Origin of the sequence: Pseudomonas sp. BF-R-30 (assembly GCF_019956175.1) — a bacterium.
In the GTDB taxonomy this organism is placed as follows: domain Bacteria; phylum Pseudomonadota; class Gammaproteobacteria; order Pseudomonadales; family Pseudomonadaceae; genus Aquipseudomonas; species Aquipseudomonas jessenii.
The window spans coordinates 48,438-62,865 of sequence record NZ_JAHBDE010000027.1 but is presented as its reverse complement, the minus strand read 5'-3'; the positions used below and the strand labels follow the sequence as shown (position 1 = coordinate 62,865).

General features: G+C 59.7%; 14 protein-coding genes. 12 read left to right on the top strand and 2 right to left on the bottom strand.

Features of this window, described 5'->3' with window-relative positions; all coding sequences use genetic code 11:
* The first annotated feature begins 235 nt into the window (after positions 1-235).
* The 11 genes from KGB20_RS29120 to KGB20_RS15705 all read left to right on the top strand — a co-directional run bounded on the left by KGB20_RS29120 (position 236) and on the right by KGB20_RS15705 (position 12,132).
* On the top strand, positions 236-730 hold the full coding sequence (locus KGB20_RS29120) for a hypothetical protein (RefSeq protein ID WP_317850887.1): 495 nt from the start codon (positions 236-238) through the stop codon (positions 728-730).
* 483 nt (positions 731-1,213) lie between these two features.
* The gene (locus KGB20_RS15750) at positions 1,214-2,119 is read left to right on the top strand and encodes an AraC family transcriptional regulator (protein WP_154909092.1); all 906 of its coding nucleotides are present in this window, start codon (positions 1,214-1,216) and stop codon (positions 2,117-2,119) included.
* A 360-nt stretch (positions 2,120-2,479) separates the two neighbouring features.
* Entirely contained in the window at positions 2,480-3,790 is a 1,311-nt protein-coding gene (locus KGB20_RS15745; RefSeq protein ID WP_154946463.1) for an ABC transporter substrate-binding protein, read from the top strand.
* 145 nt (positions 3,791-3,935) lie between these two features.
* Positions 3,936-4,862, top strand: coding sequence for a carbohydrate ABC transporter permease (locus KGB20_RS15740; RefSeq protein ID WP_154946464.1), 927 nt, complete (start codon positions 3,936-3,938; stop codon positions 4,860-4,862).
* Between the two features lie 8 nt (positions 4,863-4,870).
* Positions 4,871-5,701, top strand: a complete 831-nt coding sequence (locus tag KGB20_RS15735; protein ID WP_057714765.1) for a carbohydrate ABC transporter permease — start codon at positions 4,871-4,873, stop codon at positions 5,699-5,701.
* Positions 5,702-5,856: 155 nt separating this feature from the next.
* Positions 5,857-6,960: an ABC transporter ATP-binding protein gene (locus tag KGB20_RS15730; RefSeq protein WP_150815293.1), complete on the top strand. Its 1,104-nt coding sequence runs from the start codon at positions 5,857-5,859 to the stop codon at positions 6,958-6,960.
* A gap of 16 nt (positions 6,961-6,976) precedes the next feature.
* On the top strand, positions 6,977-8,449 hold the full coding sequence (locus KGB20_RS15725) for a mannitol dehydrogenase family protein (RefSeq protein ID WP_223473754.1): 1,473 nt from the start codon (positions 6,977-6,979) through the stop codon (positions 8,447-8,449).
* A 167-nt stretch (positions 8,450-8,616) separates the two neighbouring features.
* On the top strand, positions 8,617-10,113 hold the full coding sequence (gene xylB, locus KGB20_RS15720; protein ID WP_154946466.1) for a xylulokinase: 1,497 nt from the start codon (positions 8,617-8,619) through the stop codon (positions 10,111-10,113).
* Positions 10,114-10,126: 13 nt separating this feature from the next.
* Positions 10,127-11,071: a carbohydrate kinase family protein gene (locus KGB20_RS15715; RefSeq protein ID WP_154859893.1), complete on the top strand. Its 945-nt coding sequence runs from the start codon at positions 10,127-10,129 to the stop codon at positions 11,069-11,071.
* Between the two features lie 307 nt (positions 11,072-11,378).
* Positions 11,379-11,645 carry a DUF2790 domain-containing protein gene (locus tag KGB20_RS15710; RefSeq protein WP_154946467.1) on the top strand — a complete coding sequence of 89 codons (267 nt, stop codon included), beginning with the start codon at positions 11,379-11,381 and terminating at the stop codon, positions 11,643-11,645.
* 91 nt (positions 11,646-11,736) lie between these two features.
* Positions 11,737-12,132 carry a hypothetical protein gene (locus tag KGB20_RS15705; protein WP_057714759.1) on the top strand — a complete coding sequence of 132 codons (396 nt, stop codon included), beginning with the start codon at positions 11,737-11,739 and terminating at the stop codon, positions 12,130-12,132.
* Here the strand turns inward: KGB20_RS15705 and KGB20_RS15700 are convergent.
* Entirely contained in the window at positions 12,129-12,395 is a 267-nt protein-coding gene (locus KGB20_RS15700; RefSeq protein WP_057714758.1) for a DUF1652 domain-containing protein, read from the bottom strand. The genes KGB20_RS15705 and KGB20_RS15700 overlap by 4 nt on opposite strands.
* 276 nt (positions 12,396-12,671) lie before the next feature.
* Between KGB20_RS15700 and eco the strand changes: the two genes are divergently transcribed.
* On the top strand, positions 12,672-13,154 hold the full coding sequence (gene eco, locus KGB20_RS15695; protein ID WP_154859892.1) for a serine protease inhibitor ecotin: 483 nt from the start codon (positions 12,672-12,674) through the stop codon (positions 13,152-13,154).
* Between the two features lie 64 nt (positions 13,155-13,218).
* Here the strand turns inward: eco and ilvA are convergent, their stop codons facing one another.
* Positions 13,219-14,232 carry a threonine ammonia-lyase, biosynthetic gene (ilvA, locus tag KGB20_RS15690; protein WP_150815286.1) on the bottom strand — a complete coding sequence of 338 codons (1,014 nt, stop codon included), beginning with the start codon at positions 14,230-14,232 and terminating at the stop codon, positions 13,219-13,221.
* Between the last annotated feature and the right edge of the window lie 196 nt (positions 14,233-14,428).

The window sequence follows — 14,428 nt, the reverse complement described above, 5'->3', positions numbered from 1 at the left end:
CTTTCGGGAAGTAAGGTACCTTGGCCTCGATGTTCACCTTGGATAAAGCGCTTCATGGGCGATCCCTGCGATGAATTCCTCAGAAATCATAGCAAGGGTTCACGAAGGCGTTTTTACACACTCTGGGCCCCTCCCTGCACGAGGCATGATCGAGACGCGAAAACAAATTGATTGCCGCCAACCAACACTGCTTTGGCGCAACTTGTTATTCATCAATCAATGCAAGGATGCATTAATGAACAATACAACCGAAGACAATTACGCACTCAATAACTGGATGAGCTCTACGCCGGCAATCGATAACCTGTCGCTTAGTGAACTTACACTACCCGGCACGCACAATGCCGGGTGCGACTGGCAAGCGAGCTATCCATTGATCCCCGGCGCGCACTGGCTGGCCTGCCAGCACGATTCGTTCGCCGCTCAACTCAACAACGGTTCGCGCGTACTTGATTTACGGCTGGACTTTGACGAGTCGGCCATAGAGTTTGAAAAATTCCGATTCCAGCACAATGGCTTTCGCTCATCTCGTAACGTGCTGGGTTTGTTTGCGGCTGTGCATCTGTTTTTACGCGACAACCCTGACGAATTTGTGGTTCTGGATTTTCATGAACTCAAGGACGGACAACAACCGTTCGACTACGCACTCTTCAACGAGATGATGCTCCGTTATCTTGGCAAGAGAATAATCCCTGCCGACAATAGCGGTCTGCCACTTGGCGAGCTCTAGAAAATCAGCGGAGAGCAGCGAGTTCTGGTAGCGGCTCAACAACATCCGGAGTTAAATCCCGCCTGGTTCTGCGAGACAGTCGAACACAAATGGAGCGGGATTGGCGACACAAATGTCCAGGAACTGGAGCAGCACATATCGAACGTGTTGTGGACTCCACCTCCCCGCACCACCTTGTGGTCACTGTCCGCCACAAGCTACTCGAAGCTGGGAGGCCCCGTCGATATCCATGATGAACTGGACACCTGGTTTGATCCCTTCACCCACTCCCAAAGCGAAAGGTGCAACATTATCAATGTCGATTTCATGGAAGAATCGAAACTGGTTTCCTACTGCCGAAGCGCGAGCTTGATAAATGCCAGAAGAGCCAGATAGTCCCGAAAGCCGAGAAGGCTCCTGTCAGGTTTCGCGACATCGACAACTGGCATCAGCCACCCCACAAGAGGCATGATCAGGGCGCGAAAACAAGAAAAGTGTATCAACATGCCCCGTATTGCCAGAATCACCGACCCTTCCTATGAATTGATGGACGACCACAACGGGTTGTCCATCATCTATCGCCAGCATGGCTTCCCCTGCCCGCTGGTGCGCTGGCATTTCCACAAGGAATACGAACTGCACCTGATCGTCGCCAGTTCCGGCAAGGTGTTCATCGGTGACTACATCGGCAACTTCTACCCACATACCCTGTTCCTGACCGGCCCCAACCTGCCCCACAACTGGATCAGCCAGGTGGCCGAGGACGAAGTGGTGCCCAAGCGCGACATGCTGGTCAATTTCACCGACGAGTTGTTCGACAGCGGCTATCAGGTATTCGCCGAACTCAAGGCCCTGGCGCCGCTGCTGGAACGCGCGCAGTACGGCATCGAGTTTCGCTGCAAGCACACCATCGACAAGGCGATGGACCTGATGCAGCGCATCGCCGATACCACCGGTATGACCCGGCTCGGGCACTTTTTCATTCTGCTGGAGTTGCTCGCGGCCACCGACGACTACCAATTGCTCTCTGGTGCCACAACCCCGCAACTGGCGGACGAGCACAATATCGATCGCACCAACCGCGCAGTGGATTACATTTTTGCCCACTACGCCCGGGACTTGACGCTGGAAGAGGTCGCCGAGCATCTGGGCATGAAGCCGACGTATTTCAGCCGGGTATTCAAGCAGGCCACCGGGCGCAATTTCATCGAATTCGTCAATCGCTTGCGCATCAGCAAGTCCTGCGAGTTACTGGCCGATGGCGACAAGCCGGTGACCGATGTCTGCTTCGAATCGGGCTTCAACAATATTTCCAACTTCAACCGACGCTTCCAGCAGCTCAAGGGCATGACGCCTTCGCATTACCGGCGGCTGGTGGTGCAGCGGTTGACCGAGCAAAACCTGGGTTGAAGACGCTCCTCAAACTCCTGTGGGAGCGAGCTTGCTCGCGATGAGGCCGTGTCAGTCGACATTTATTAACCTGATACACCGCCATCGTCGGATCTCCGCCCGGACCAAGCTCGCTCCCACAGGTACAGCGTTACCCCCTGAAACCTGTACGGATTCAATACCCCTCCTTCGCTGAAAAGCCCTTCCCTGCGTCTACCCCTCAAAACTTCAGTGCAAAATAGTATCGATTGAAGTGCGATGGATGATTTGTCTCGCCCTCGATTGAAGGATGTAATCAGCGCACATTCTTCCTGCCTACGGAAGACACAAAAACAATAACTGTCCTTCTGTAGCCCGCCGGCTGCAGAAAAGGAGTGCACGATGCAACCTTCGGTAAAAGCTCTGCTTGCCCTCACCTGCATGACTCTCAGCAGCGTCAGCCTTGGCGCCCAGACCCTGACCATCGCCACCGTCAACAACAGCGACATGATCCGCATGCAAAAGCTCTCGAAAACCTTCGAGGCCGAGCACCCGGACATCAGGCTCAATTGGGTGGTCCTCGAAGAAAACGTTCTGCGCCAGCGCCTGACCACAGACATCGCCACCCAGGGCGGACAGTTCGACGTGCTGACCATCGGCATGTACGAAGCCGCACTCTGGGGTGCCAAGGGCTGGCTGGAGCCGATGAAGGATTTGCCGGCTGGTTATGCCCTCGAAGACGTATTCCCGTCGGTGCGCGAAGGCCTGTCGGTGAAGGGGTCGCTGTATGCCTTGCCGTTCTACGCCGAAAGCTCGATCACCTATTACCGTACCGACCTGTTCAAGGACGCCGGCCTGAGCATGCCCGAGCGCCCGACCTGGGAACAGATCAGCGAATTCGCCAGCAAACTCACCCACAAAGATAAAGAACAGTACGGCATCTGCCTGCGCGGCAAGGCTGGCTGGGGCGAAAACATGGCGTTGGTCACCACCGTTGCCAACGCCTATGGCGCGCGCTGGTTCGATGAGAAGTGGCAACCGGAATTCACCGGGCCTGAGTGGAAAAACGCGCTGAACTTCTACGTCGACACCATGAAAAAATCCGGTCCGCCGGGCGCATCGAGCAACGGTTTCAACGAAAACCTGGCGTTGTTCAACAGCGGCAAATGCGCGATCTGGGTCGATGCCAGCGTCGCCGGCTCGTTCGTCACCGACAAGACCCAGAGCAAGGTTGCCGATCACGTCGGATTCACCTTCGCGCCACATCAGGTCACTGACAAGGGTTCGGCCTGGTTGTATTCCTGGGCACTGGCCATTCCGACCAGTTCCAAGGCCAAGGACGCAGCGAAAACCTTCAGCGCCTGGGCCACTTCCAGGGAGTACAGCACGCTGGTCGCGGAAAAGGACGGCATCGCCAACGTGCCGCCGGGCACCCGCGCCTCCACCTACAGCGATGCGTACATGAACGCGGCGCCGTTCGCCAGGGTCACGCTGGAGTCGCTCAAGGCCGCCGACCCAAGCAACCCGGGGGCCAGACCGGTGCCTTACATCGGTATTCAGTTGGTGACCATTCCCGAGTTCCAGGGCGTTGGTACTCAGGTTGGCAAATCCTTCTCTGCGGCGCTGATCGGCCAGACCACGGTCGACCAGGCCTTGGTGGCGGCCCAGCAAACCACCGAGCGCGAGATGAAGCGCGCGGGTTATCCCAAGTAACCCCGTATCCAGTGTGGGAGCGGGCTTGCTCGCGAAAGCGGCATTCCAAACGCGAAAGTTGTGTCGGATGTACTGGCCTCTTCGCGAGCAAGCCCGCTCCCACAGTTGATCTTCATATGCCTGTAATCAATCGGTTCTGATCACCATGAATACATCAACTGCAAAAGCTCACATGGACATAGCCCAGCCGCAGCGCAAAAACCGCGTGGCCAATCCCGGCTGGTTCCTGGTCAGCCCTTCGGTGGCGTTGTTGCTGCTGTGGATGATTGTCCCCCTGGGCATGACCGTCTACTTTTCGATGATCCGCTACAACCTGCTCAATCCCGGTGAAAACGAATTCGTCGGGCTGGAGAACTTCACCTATTTCCTGACTGATTCCGGATTCCTGCCCGGCGCCACCAACACGCTGTTGCTGGTGGGCAGCGTGCTGCTGATCAGTGTGGTACTCGGCGTGCTGATCAGTGCCCTGCTGGAGGCCAGTGAGTTTTTCGGTCGCGGCCTCGTACGGGTGATGCTGATCTCGCCGTTTTTCATCATGCCCACGGTGGGCGCACTGATCTGGAAGAACCTGATTTTCCATCCGGTGTCGGGGATTCTCGCCTACGTCTGGAAGCTGTTCGGCGCGCAACCGGTGGACTGGCTGGCGCACTACCCGCTGCTGTCGATCATCATCATTGTCTCGTGGCAATGGCTGCCCTTCGCAATCCTGATCCTGATGACCGCCATGCAGTCCCTCGACCAGGAACAGAAAGAAGCCGCGCGCCTGGACGGTGCCGGGCCCATCGCGATTTTCTGGCACCTGACCCTGCCACACCTGGCGCGGCCGATTGCGGTGGTGGTGATGATCGAAACCATCTTCCTGCTCTCGGTGTTCGCCGAAATCTTCACCACCACCAACGGCGGCCCCGGCTACGCCTCGACCAACCTCGCCTACCTGATCTACAACCAGGCGCTGGTGCAGTTCGATGTCGGCATGGCCTCGGCGGGCGGCCTGATCGCCGTGGTCATCGCCAACATCGCCGCGATCATCCTGGTGCGGATGATCGGCAAAAACCTGACCGACAAAGCCTGAGGCCTGCCATGACTCTTCAACAATCCCGTCGCCTGCAAAGCCTGCTGCTCGGTACGTTGGCCTGGGCCATCGCGATCCTGATCTTCTTTCCGATCTTCTGGATGGTACTGACCAGTTTCAAAACCGAAATCGATGCCTTCGCCACGCCGCCGCAGTTCATCTTCATGCCGACGCTGGAGAACTACCTGCACATCAACGAGCGCAGCGATTATTTCAGTTTCGCCTGGAACTCGGTGGTGATCTCCTTCAGCGCCACCGCGCTGTGCCTGCTGATCGCGGTGCCGGCGGCCTACTCCATGGCTTTCTACGAAACCCAACGCACCAGAGGCACGCTCCTGTGGATGCTCTCCACCAAAATGCTGCCGCCAGTGGGCGTGCTGATGCCGATCTATCTGCTGGCCAAGAGTTTCGGCCTGCTCGATACGCGGATCGCGCTGATCGTCATCTACACGCTGATCAACCTGCCGATCGTGGTCTGGATGATTTACACCTACTTCAAGGACATCCCCAGGGACATCCTCGAAGCCGCGCGGCTGGACGGCGCAACGCTGGCTCAGGAGATGCTCCGGGTGTTGCTGCCCATCGCCAAGGGCGGCCTGGCATCCACGGTGCTGCTGTCGTTGATCCTGTGCTGGAACGAGGCGTTCTGGTCGCTGAACCTGACCTCGTCGAAAGCCGCGCCACTGACCGCATTGATCGCCTCGTACTCAAGCCCCGAAGGGCTGTTCTGGGCCAAATTGTCGGCCGTCTCGACCCTGGCCTGTGCGCCGATCCTGATCTTCGGCTGGATCAGTCAGAAACAACTGGTGCGTGGTCTGTCGTTCGGCGCCGTGAAATGAACCCTTGTAGGAGCGAGCCTGCTCGCGATGGACGTGAACGATAACGTGTGCGGCCTGAATAAACGCGTCGCCTGTGAGCCCATCGCGAGCAGGCTCGCTCCTACAGAAAGGCATGCCCTATTCAACTGAATAAAAACAAACGGAGGCCCATCACCATGGCCAACCTGAAAATCAAGAATCTGCAAAAAGGCTTCGAAGGCTTTTCCATCATCAAGGGCATCGACCTGGAGGTGAACGACAAGGAGTTCGTGGTATTCGTCGGCCCGTCGGGCTGCGGCAAATCCACGCTGCTGCGGCTGATCGCCGGGCTGGAGGAAGTCAGCGGCGGCACCATCGAACTCGACGGCCGCGACATCACCGAAGTGAGCCCGGCCAAGCGCGATCTGGCGATGGTGTTCCAGACCTACGCCCTGTACCCGCACATGAGCGTGCGCAAGAACATGTCGTTCGCCCTCGACCTGGCCGGCGTGGCGAAAGCCGAAGTAGCGAAGAAGGTCAGCGAAGCGGCGCGCATCCTCGAACTGGGGCCGATGCTGGAGCGCAAACCCAAGCAACTGTCCGGCGGCCAGCGCCAGCGCGTGGCGATTGGCCGGGCCATCGTGCGCAACCCGAAAATTTTCCTGTTCGACGAACCGTTATCCAACCTCGATGCCGCCCTGCGGGTGCAGATGCGCCTGGAACTGTTGCGCCTGCACAAAGAACTGCAAGCCACGATGATCTACGTGACTCACGATCAGGTCGAAGCGATGACCATGGCCGACAAAGTGGTCGTACTCAATGGCGGCAAGATCGAGCAAGTCGGCTCGCCGCTGGATCTCTATCACCAGCCGGCCAACCTGTTCGTCGCCGGTTTCCTGGGCACGCCAAAAATGGGCTTGCTCAAGGGCAAGGTCACCGGCGTCGACAGCCAGGGCTGTGAAGTGCAGCTCGACGCCGGAACCCGCGTCAGCCTGCCCTTGGGCGGCAGGCGTCTGAGCGTCGGGAGTGCGGTGACGCTGGGCATTCGCCCAGAGCACCTGGAACTGGCCAAACCCGGCGACTGCGCCTTGCAGGTCACCGCCGATGTCAGCGAGCGCCTGGGCAGCGACACCTTCTGCCACGTCCGGACGGCATCCGGCGAAGCCCTGACCATGCGCGTTCGCGGCGATCTGGCCAGCCGCTACGGTGAAACCCTGAGCCTGCATCTGGATGCGCAACACTGCCATTTATTCGATGCCGACGGCGTGGCGTTGACCCGCCCGTTGCGCGTTGCTGCCTGATTTCAGAGAGCCTGCGATGAAATTGAACCAACTCAACCTCAACCGCCTCGCCCCTGAAGTGGTCCTGCCCGCCTACGCCCTGGGCGAGACCCGCCAAGGTATCGCGCACATCGGGGTCGGCGGTTTCCACCGTGCCCATCAGGCGTACTACACCGACGCCTTGATGAATACCGGCGAAGGCCTGGACTGGGCCATCTGCGGTGTCGGCCTGCGCGCTGAAGACCGTCGCGCCCGCGACGACCTCAAGGATCAGGATTATCTGTTCACCCTGTTCGAACTCGGCGATAGCGACGACACCGAAGTGCGGGTGATCGGCGCCCTTCGTGACATGCTGCTGGCCGAGGACAGTGCCCAGGCATTGATCGACAAGCTGGCCAGCCCCGAGATCCGCATCGTCTCGCTGACCATCACCGAAGGCGGGTACTGCATCGACGACAGCACCGGCGAGTTCATGGCGCACTTGCCGCAGATCCAGCATGACCTGGCGCACCCTGGCGCACCGAAAACCGTGTTCGGCTTCCTGTGTGCCGCACTGGCCAAGCGCCGCGCCGCTGGCACAGCGGCCTTCACCCTGATGTCCTGCGATAACCTGCCGCACAACGGCGCCGTCACCCGCAAGGCCCTGCTGACCTTTGCCGCCTTGCACGACAGCCAGTTGCGTGACTGGATCGACGCCAACGTCAGTTTCCCCAACGCCATGGTCGACCGCATTACACCGATGACCAGCACCCTCCATCGCCTGCAACTGGCGGACCGGCATGGCGTGGACGATGCCTGGCCGGTGGTCTGCGAACCCTTCGCGCAATGGGTGCTGGAAGACAGGTTCGTCAACGGTCGCCCGGCCTGGGAAAAAGTCGGCGTGCAATTCACCGACGACGTCACGCCCTACGAAGAAATGAAGATCAAGCTGCTCAACGGCAGTCATCTGGCGCTGACGTACCTGGGATTCCTGAAGGGTTACCGCTTCGTCCACGAAACCATGAACGACCCGCTGTTCGTGCGCTACATGCGCGCCTACATGGACCTGGACGTGACGCCACAGCTGCCGGCGGTGCCGGGAATCGACCTGGCCGAGTACAAGAACACCCTGGTGGCGCGGTTCTCCAATCAGGCGATTGCCGATCAGCTTGAACGGGTGTGTTCGGACGGTTCGTCGAAGTTTCCGAAATTCACCGTACCGACCATCAACCGCTTGATCGCCGATGGCCGCGAAACCCGGCGCGCGGCGTTGGTGGTGGCGGCGTGGGCGCTGTATCTCAAAGGCGTGGATGAACAGGGCGAGACCTACACGATTGCGGATCCGCGGGCGGCGTTCTGTCAGGCGCTGGTAGCCGATGATGTGCTGCTTACCCAGCGCTTGCTGGCGGTCGAGGAGATTTTTGGTACGGCCATTGCGCGCTCACCGGAGTTTGTCGCGGCGTTTGAGTGGTGCTGCAACAGTTTGCGCGAGGTTGGGGTGTCGCGGACGTTGGAACGGGTGCTGGCTTAAGGTCGGTGGTGTAGCAATTGCCGTCTTCGCGAGCAAGCCCGCTCCCACAGGGTTTGGTGTTGCTCACAAAACTCCTTGTGGGAGCGGGCTTGCTCGCGAAGGCGGCCTGACAGGCACCGGGGATAGTGAATCCAGACTTGTATCTAGCTGACGACCAGGAATACTGCATGACAACCCGACAACTCTTCCTCGGCATCGACTGCGGAACCCAAGGCACCAAAGCCGTCATCCTCGACTCGGCCAATGGTGAGGTGCTCGGTCAGGGAGCCGCCAGCCACAGCCTGATCAGCGGCCCCGATGGCCGCCGCGAACAGGACACCCAGCAGTGGCTGGAAGCCTTCGCCACCGCCACTCGCCGCGCATTGCTCGCGGCCAAAACCAATGGTCAGTCGATCCTCGGCATTGGCGTGTCCGGCCAGCAACACGGCCTGGTGCTGCTCGACGATCAGGGCAAGGTGTTGCGTGCGGCTAAACTCTGGTGCGACACCGAAACCACCCCGGAGAATGACCGACTGCTGGCCCACCTGGGTGGCGAAAAGGGTTCGCTGAAACGCCTGGGCGTAGTCATCGCGCCGGGCTACACCCTGTCCAAGCTGTTATGGACCAAAGAGCAGCATCCCGACGTGTTCTGCCGGATCGCCCGCATCTTGCTGCCCCACGACTACCTCAACCATTGGCTCACTGGCCGCAGTTGCAGCGAATACGGCGATGCCTCGGGCACCGGGTATTTCAATGTGCGTACGCGCCAGTGGGATTCCCAATTGTTGCGTGACATCGACCCCAGCGGACGCCTGCAAGCGGCGCTGCCGGAACTGATCGCCCCCCATCAGGCGGTCGGCACGATTCTGCCAGGCATCGCCGAGTATCTGGGCATCAACCCTCGGGCACTGGTGTCCAGTGGCGGTGGCGACAACATGATGGGCGCCATCGGCACCGGCAACATCCAGCCTGGTGCAATCACCATGAGCCTCGGCTCGTCAGGCACGGTGTACGCCTACGCCGATCAGCCGAACGTCGCCACGGATGCCGCGGTTGCCACGTTCTGTTCCTCCAGTGGCGGCTGGCTGCCTTTGATCTGCACCATGAACCTGACCAATGCCACCAGCCTGATTCGCGAGCTGCTGGACCTCGACATCGATCAATTCAACGACCTCGTTGCCCAGGCGCCAATCGGTGCCGATGGTGTGTGCATGCTGCCGTTCTTCAATGGCGAACGTGTGCCCGCCCTGCCCCATGCCAGCGCCAGCCTGTCGGGCCTGACCATGACCAACCTGACCCGGGCCAACCTGTGCCGCGCGGTGGTCGAAGGCACGACGTTCGGTTTGCGTTACGGACTGGACCTGCTACGCCGCAATGGCTTACAAAGCCGCAGCATTCGGCTGATTGGGGGTGGGTCAAAAAGTGCGGTCTGGCGGCAAATCGTCGCCGACACCATGAATACACCGGTGATCTGCACCGAACAAAGCGAGGCCGCAGCCTTGGGTGCGGCGATTCAGGCGGCCTGGTGCGTATCCCGGGCGAACGGGCACGAAGACAGCCTGGCGCAATTGTGCGAGCGCTGCGTAAAACTCGACCCGGCCAGTGAAACCCTGCCGGTCGCCGACAATGTGCAAGCCTGTCAGCAGGCGTATGAACGCTATCAACAGCATGTCGCAACCCTTTGAAGAGTGAACAACTATGTACCTGGTGTGTGGCGAAGCGCTGTTCGATTTTTTCAGTGAAAACGACGCCAGTGGGCTGGCGTCCAAAGTGAACTTCAAGGCCATTGCCGGTGGCTCGCCGTTCAACGTGGCGGTGGGCCTGCGCCGCTTGGGCGTGGACGCGGCACTGTTGGCCGGGTTGTCCACCGACTACCTGGGCCGGCGCTTGTTGCAAGTGTTGCAAGATGAAGGCGTGCGCCAGGAATTCCTGGTGGATTTTGCCGCGCCGACCACCCTGGCGATGGTCGCCGTGGGGGCCAATGGCTCGCCGCAGTACAGCTTCCGTGGCGAAGGCTGCGCGGATCGACAATTGCAACCGGAGCACCTGCCGACACTCGGGCCTGAGGTACGCGGCCTGCATATCGGCTCGTTTTCCCTGGTGGTGCAGCCGATTGCCGACACGCTATTGGCATTGGTGCGCCGGGAAAGCGGCAAGCGCCTGATCAGCCTCGATCCGAACGTGCGCCTGAACCCGGAGCCGGACATCGACCTGTGGCGTAAACGAGTCGCGACACTGGTGGAACTGGCCGACCTGATCAAGGTCAGCGACGAGGACCTGCATCTGCTGTACCCCGGCCAGGACCCGGCCCAGGTGGTCCAGGGCTGGTTGCAGCACCGCTGTCAGCTGGTACTCCTGACCCGGGGCGGCGAAGGCGCGACCGTATTCAGTCGGGCACATGGTTCGTGGTCCACCCCCGCCTCTACGGTAAAAATCGCCGACACCGTGGGCGCGGGCGATACCTTTCAGGCGGCGCTGATAACCTGGTTGACCGAACACCAGCTGGATTCGGTAGAGGGCGTGAAGCAACTTGGCCGCGAGCAGATCGACTGCATGCTGAAGTTCGCGGTGCGGGCGGCGGCGCTGACGTGCAGCAAGACCGGGCCGGATTTGCCTTATCGCAAGCAACTGGATGTGCGCTGAATTCGAGGGCCTCTTCGCGAGCAGGCTCGCTCCTACAGGGTTGCGGGTCGTTCACAACATTTGTGTCGACGCTCGGGCATTGTGGGAGCTTGCTCGCGATGACTTTCTATCAGGCGCCCGATGGTCTTAACTGATATACAGGATCGCGCATCCGCGACAGGCGGTGTTCAGCCGGGTTAACCCTCGCTTAACCGTGCGATCCAACACTTCACTGGACCGCACGCCCTCAGACTGTTCTGACGCCCAGTGCGGCAAGTTCGACAAGCGACACATCGAACTGACATTCCGTCCGCACCGGAGATCGCTGATGAACACTCGCACCCTGCTGGTTACCGCCGCCCTCACCTGCACCGCGTTTGCCGGCCTGGCTCAGGCCAATGAAACCACGACCTCTCAAGCCGTGCCCTATCACTACGGCATGCCATTGCATGTCAGCAAAGTGATTTCACTGACTGAGCCGGACACCCTGGAGTGCAAGGTGGTAAAGGCCGAGATGAAGTACATCGATGACACGGGAAAACTCGCAGAAATTTCCTACCGTAAACTTTCCGACGCTTGCGAGAACCAGGGCTGACCGAAAAATCTGATTTGGTACTTGGCAGTATTCCTTTGAGGGTTGCGGCGCTATGCTCTAGCGCCTCCCTCTCTGCCCGCAAGGATTCGCCATGCAGTTGTCGTTTCGCACGCTGTCGTTGTTTTGCGCCGCCCTATGTCTTTTGCTAAGTCTGGTCTGGGGTCTGACACCGCAATGGTTATTGTCGTTCTGGGATATCGAGTTTTCATTCGCGGTGGGGTTGGTCGCGCGACGCACCGCCGTGCTGTTTGGGGCGTTGAGCGTGTTCTCTTTTCTGGTTCGCAACGCCCCTCCTTGCGCAACCCGCAATGCGCTGAGCCTCGGCTTCGTCGTCGGCTGCTGGGGATTGGCCGTGCTGGGTTTTGCCGAATGGCTCAACGGCCATGTCGGGCCGGGCATTTTACTGGCGGTCGGGTTTGAACTGGCGCTGGGCCTGGCGTTCTTCCAGACCCGGCGCGTTTCCCTGGAACCCGAAACAGCAGACTAGAGTGCTTTGCCCAGCATAGAGTGCGGTTCGACCTCTACGTGATGCTGCCTGGAACGCAGTTGGGCAATCAGCTCGTTGATTTCCCGACAACCATTGAGCCCGGAAGCATCGATGCCGGTGACCAATAGATCGAGCTGATCGGTTTGCCCGTCTGCATAGACCTTGACGGTCATCGACAGGTCCGGTGACAGCGTGCACTGGCAGCGCTTGGGCAGAAAACTGCTTTCGATGATATTGCGAATTTCCAAGGCAGAAAGAAACATGGCAACTCCCTCCTTTGTGAAACGGCCCGACGATCAATGCTTGCTCATTTGAAATCCCGGCAAGCTTCAAGGGCACCTACAGCATAAAACATACCTTGATTTTCGTGGTGCAGTTCATCGGCACTTCAAGGATTTAGACGAATCACCTTAAACCTGCCATGCGGTTTGCAATGAACGCCCCTGGCGACCCTGCAATTTGCACGCGGAGGATCCCGGGTTTGCATTCACTGCACACGACAGTGAAAATGCCGCCTTCACTTCAAGCAAGGAGGCATCATGAATTCTTTGACCGTTAACGCTTGCACAGCGCTGTTCGCACTGGGGCTTGCCGGCGTGGCGCATGCCGCCAAACTCGAAGACACCGCACCCTATCCGAAGGCCGAAAGCGGATTTACCCGCCAGGTGATCCACCTAGCGCCTCAGACCCGGGAAAACGACTTCCAGGTCGAGATCCTGGCCGGCAAGACGATGACCGTTGACTGCAACAACCCGCGTCTGGGCGGTATTCTCGAGGAGAAGAACCTCGAGGGTTGGGGCTATCCGTTCTATCGCCTGGAAAAAGTCATTGGTCCGATGAGCACGCTGATGGCCTGCCCGGGCGGCACGAGCAAACAGGGTTTTGTACCGGTGGTCGGTGACGGCTTCCTGCTGCGTTACAACAGCAAGCTGCCGCTCGTGCTGTACGTACCCAAGGACATCGAAGTGCGCTATCGGATCTGGTCGGCGTCGACCAAGGTCGAGAAAGCCATTCAGGAATAACCTTGCCATCGCGCGGACCCTCGCGGCGCCCGCTTGCGGCGTCCGCTGTCGACCTGCCCAGGCATCATGCCGGGGCGCCACTCAACGCGGCGCGCTCGGCCACGTGCCCCAGACTGTCGAAATTGATGTTGGCACCCGAGTCGATCGCCACCAGGGTCTGCCCCAAGGCACCGGTCTGCGCGACGTATCTCTTGATCCCGGCCACGGCCAGCGCACCGGAAGGTTCGGTGATCGAGCGGGTATCGTCGTAGATATTCTTGATTGCGGCGCAAAGTTCATCGTTACTGACCGTCACCACGTCATCGACGCAAAACCGGCAGACCTCAAAACCGTAAGCGCCGATCTGCGCCACCGCCACCCCGTCGGCGAAGGTGCCGACGCTCGGCAACACGACCCGTTCGCCGGCATGCATCGCCGCTTGCAGACACGCGGAATGTTCCGACTCGACGCCAATGACGCGAACTTCCGGCCGCAAGTATTTGACGTAGGCGGCGATACCCGCGATCAGCCCCCCGCCACCCACCGGCACGAAGATCGCGTCCAGAGGCCCCTGATGCTGGCGCAGGATTTCCATCGCCACCGTGCCTTGCCCAGCGATCACCTCCGGGTCGTCGAAGGGTGAAACAAAGGTGCGACCGGTTTCCCGGGCCAAATCCAGCGCACAGGCCAGTGCGAACGGAAAGCTTTCGCCGTGCAACACCGCATCGGCGCCGCGACTGCGCACGCCGATGACCTTCAACTGCGGCGTCGTGCATGGCATGACGATGGTAGCGTTGATCCCCAACTCCCGCGCCGCCAGTGCCACGCCCTGCGCATGATTGCCCGCAGAAGCCGTAACCACGCCGCGAGCCTTTTGCGCCTCGCTCAGTTGCACCAGCTTGTTGTAGGCACCGCGGATCTTGAAGGAAAAGGTCGGCTGCAAGTCTTCGCGCTTGAGCAGGATCTGGTTACCCAAGGCTTCGGACAAGGCCGGCGCCGGTTGCAAAGGCGTGCGCACAGCCAACTCATAGACCGGCGCGGCAAGGATTTTTTTCACGTAGCCTTCAAGCAAGGCCTGTTGATCGGTTGTGAAACTCATCGTCGTCTCCTGACATTGATCGGGGCCCGGGAGACAGAAAGTAAAAACCCGCCTCGAGGGCGGGTTGGGTGCTGCAGTCGTGAGCTAGCCCGCCAAATGAGGAATGGCGGTAATAATGCTTGGCTGGCAGCGCAATACGGTGGAAGTCATGGCTCGAAATTAGCCGGACGTTGATGGCAAGTCAACGGCAAGTTTT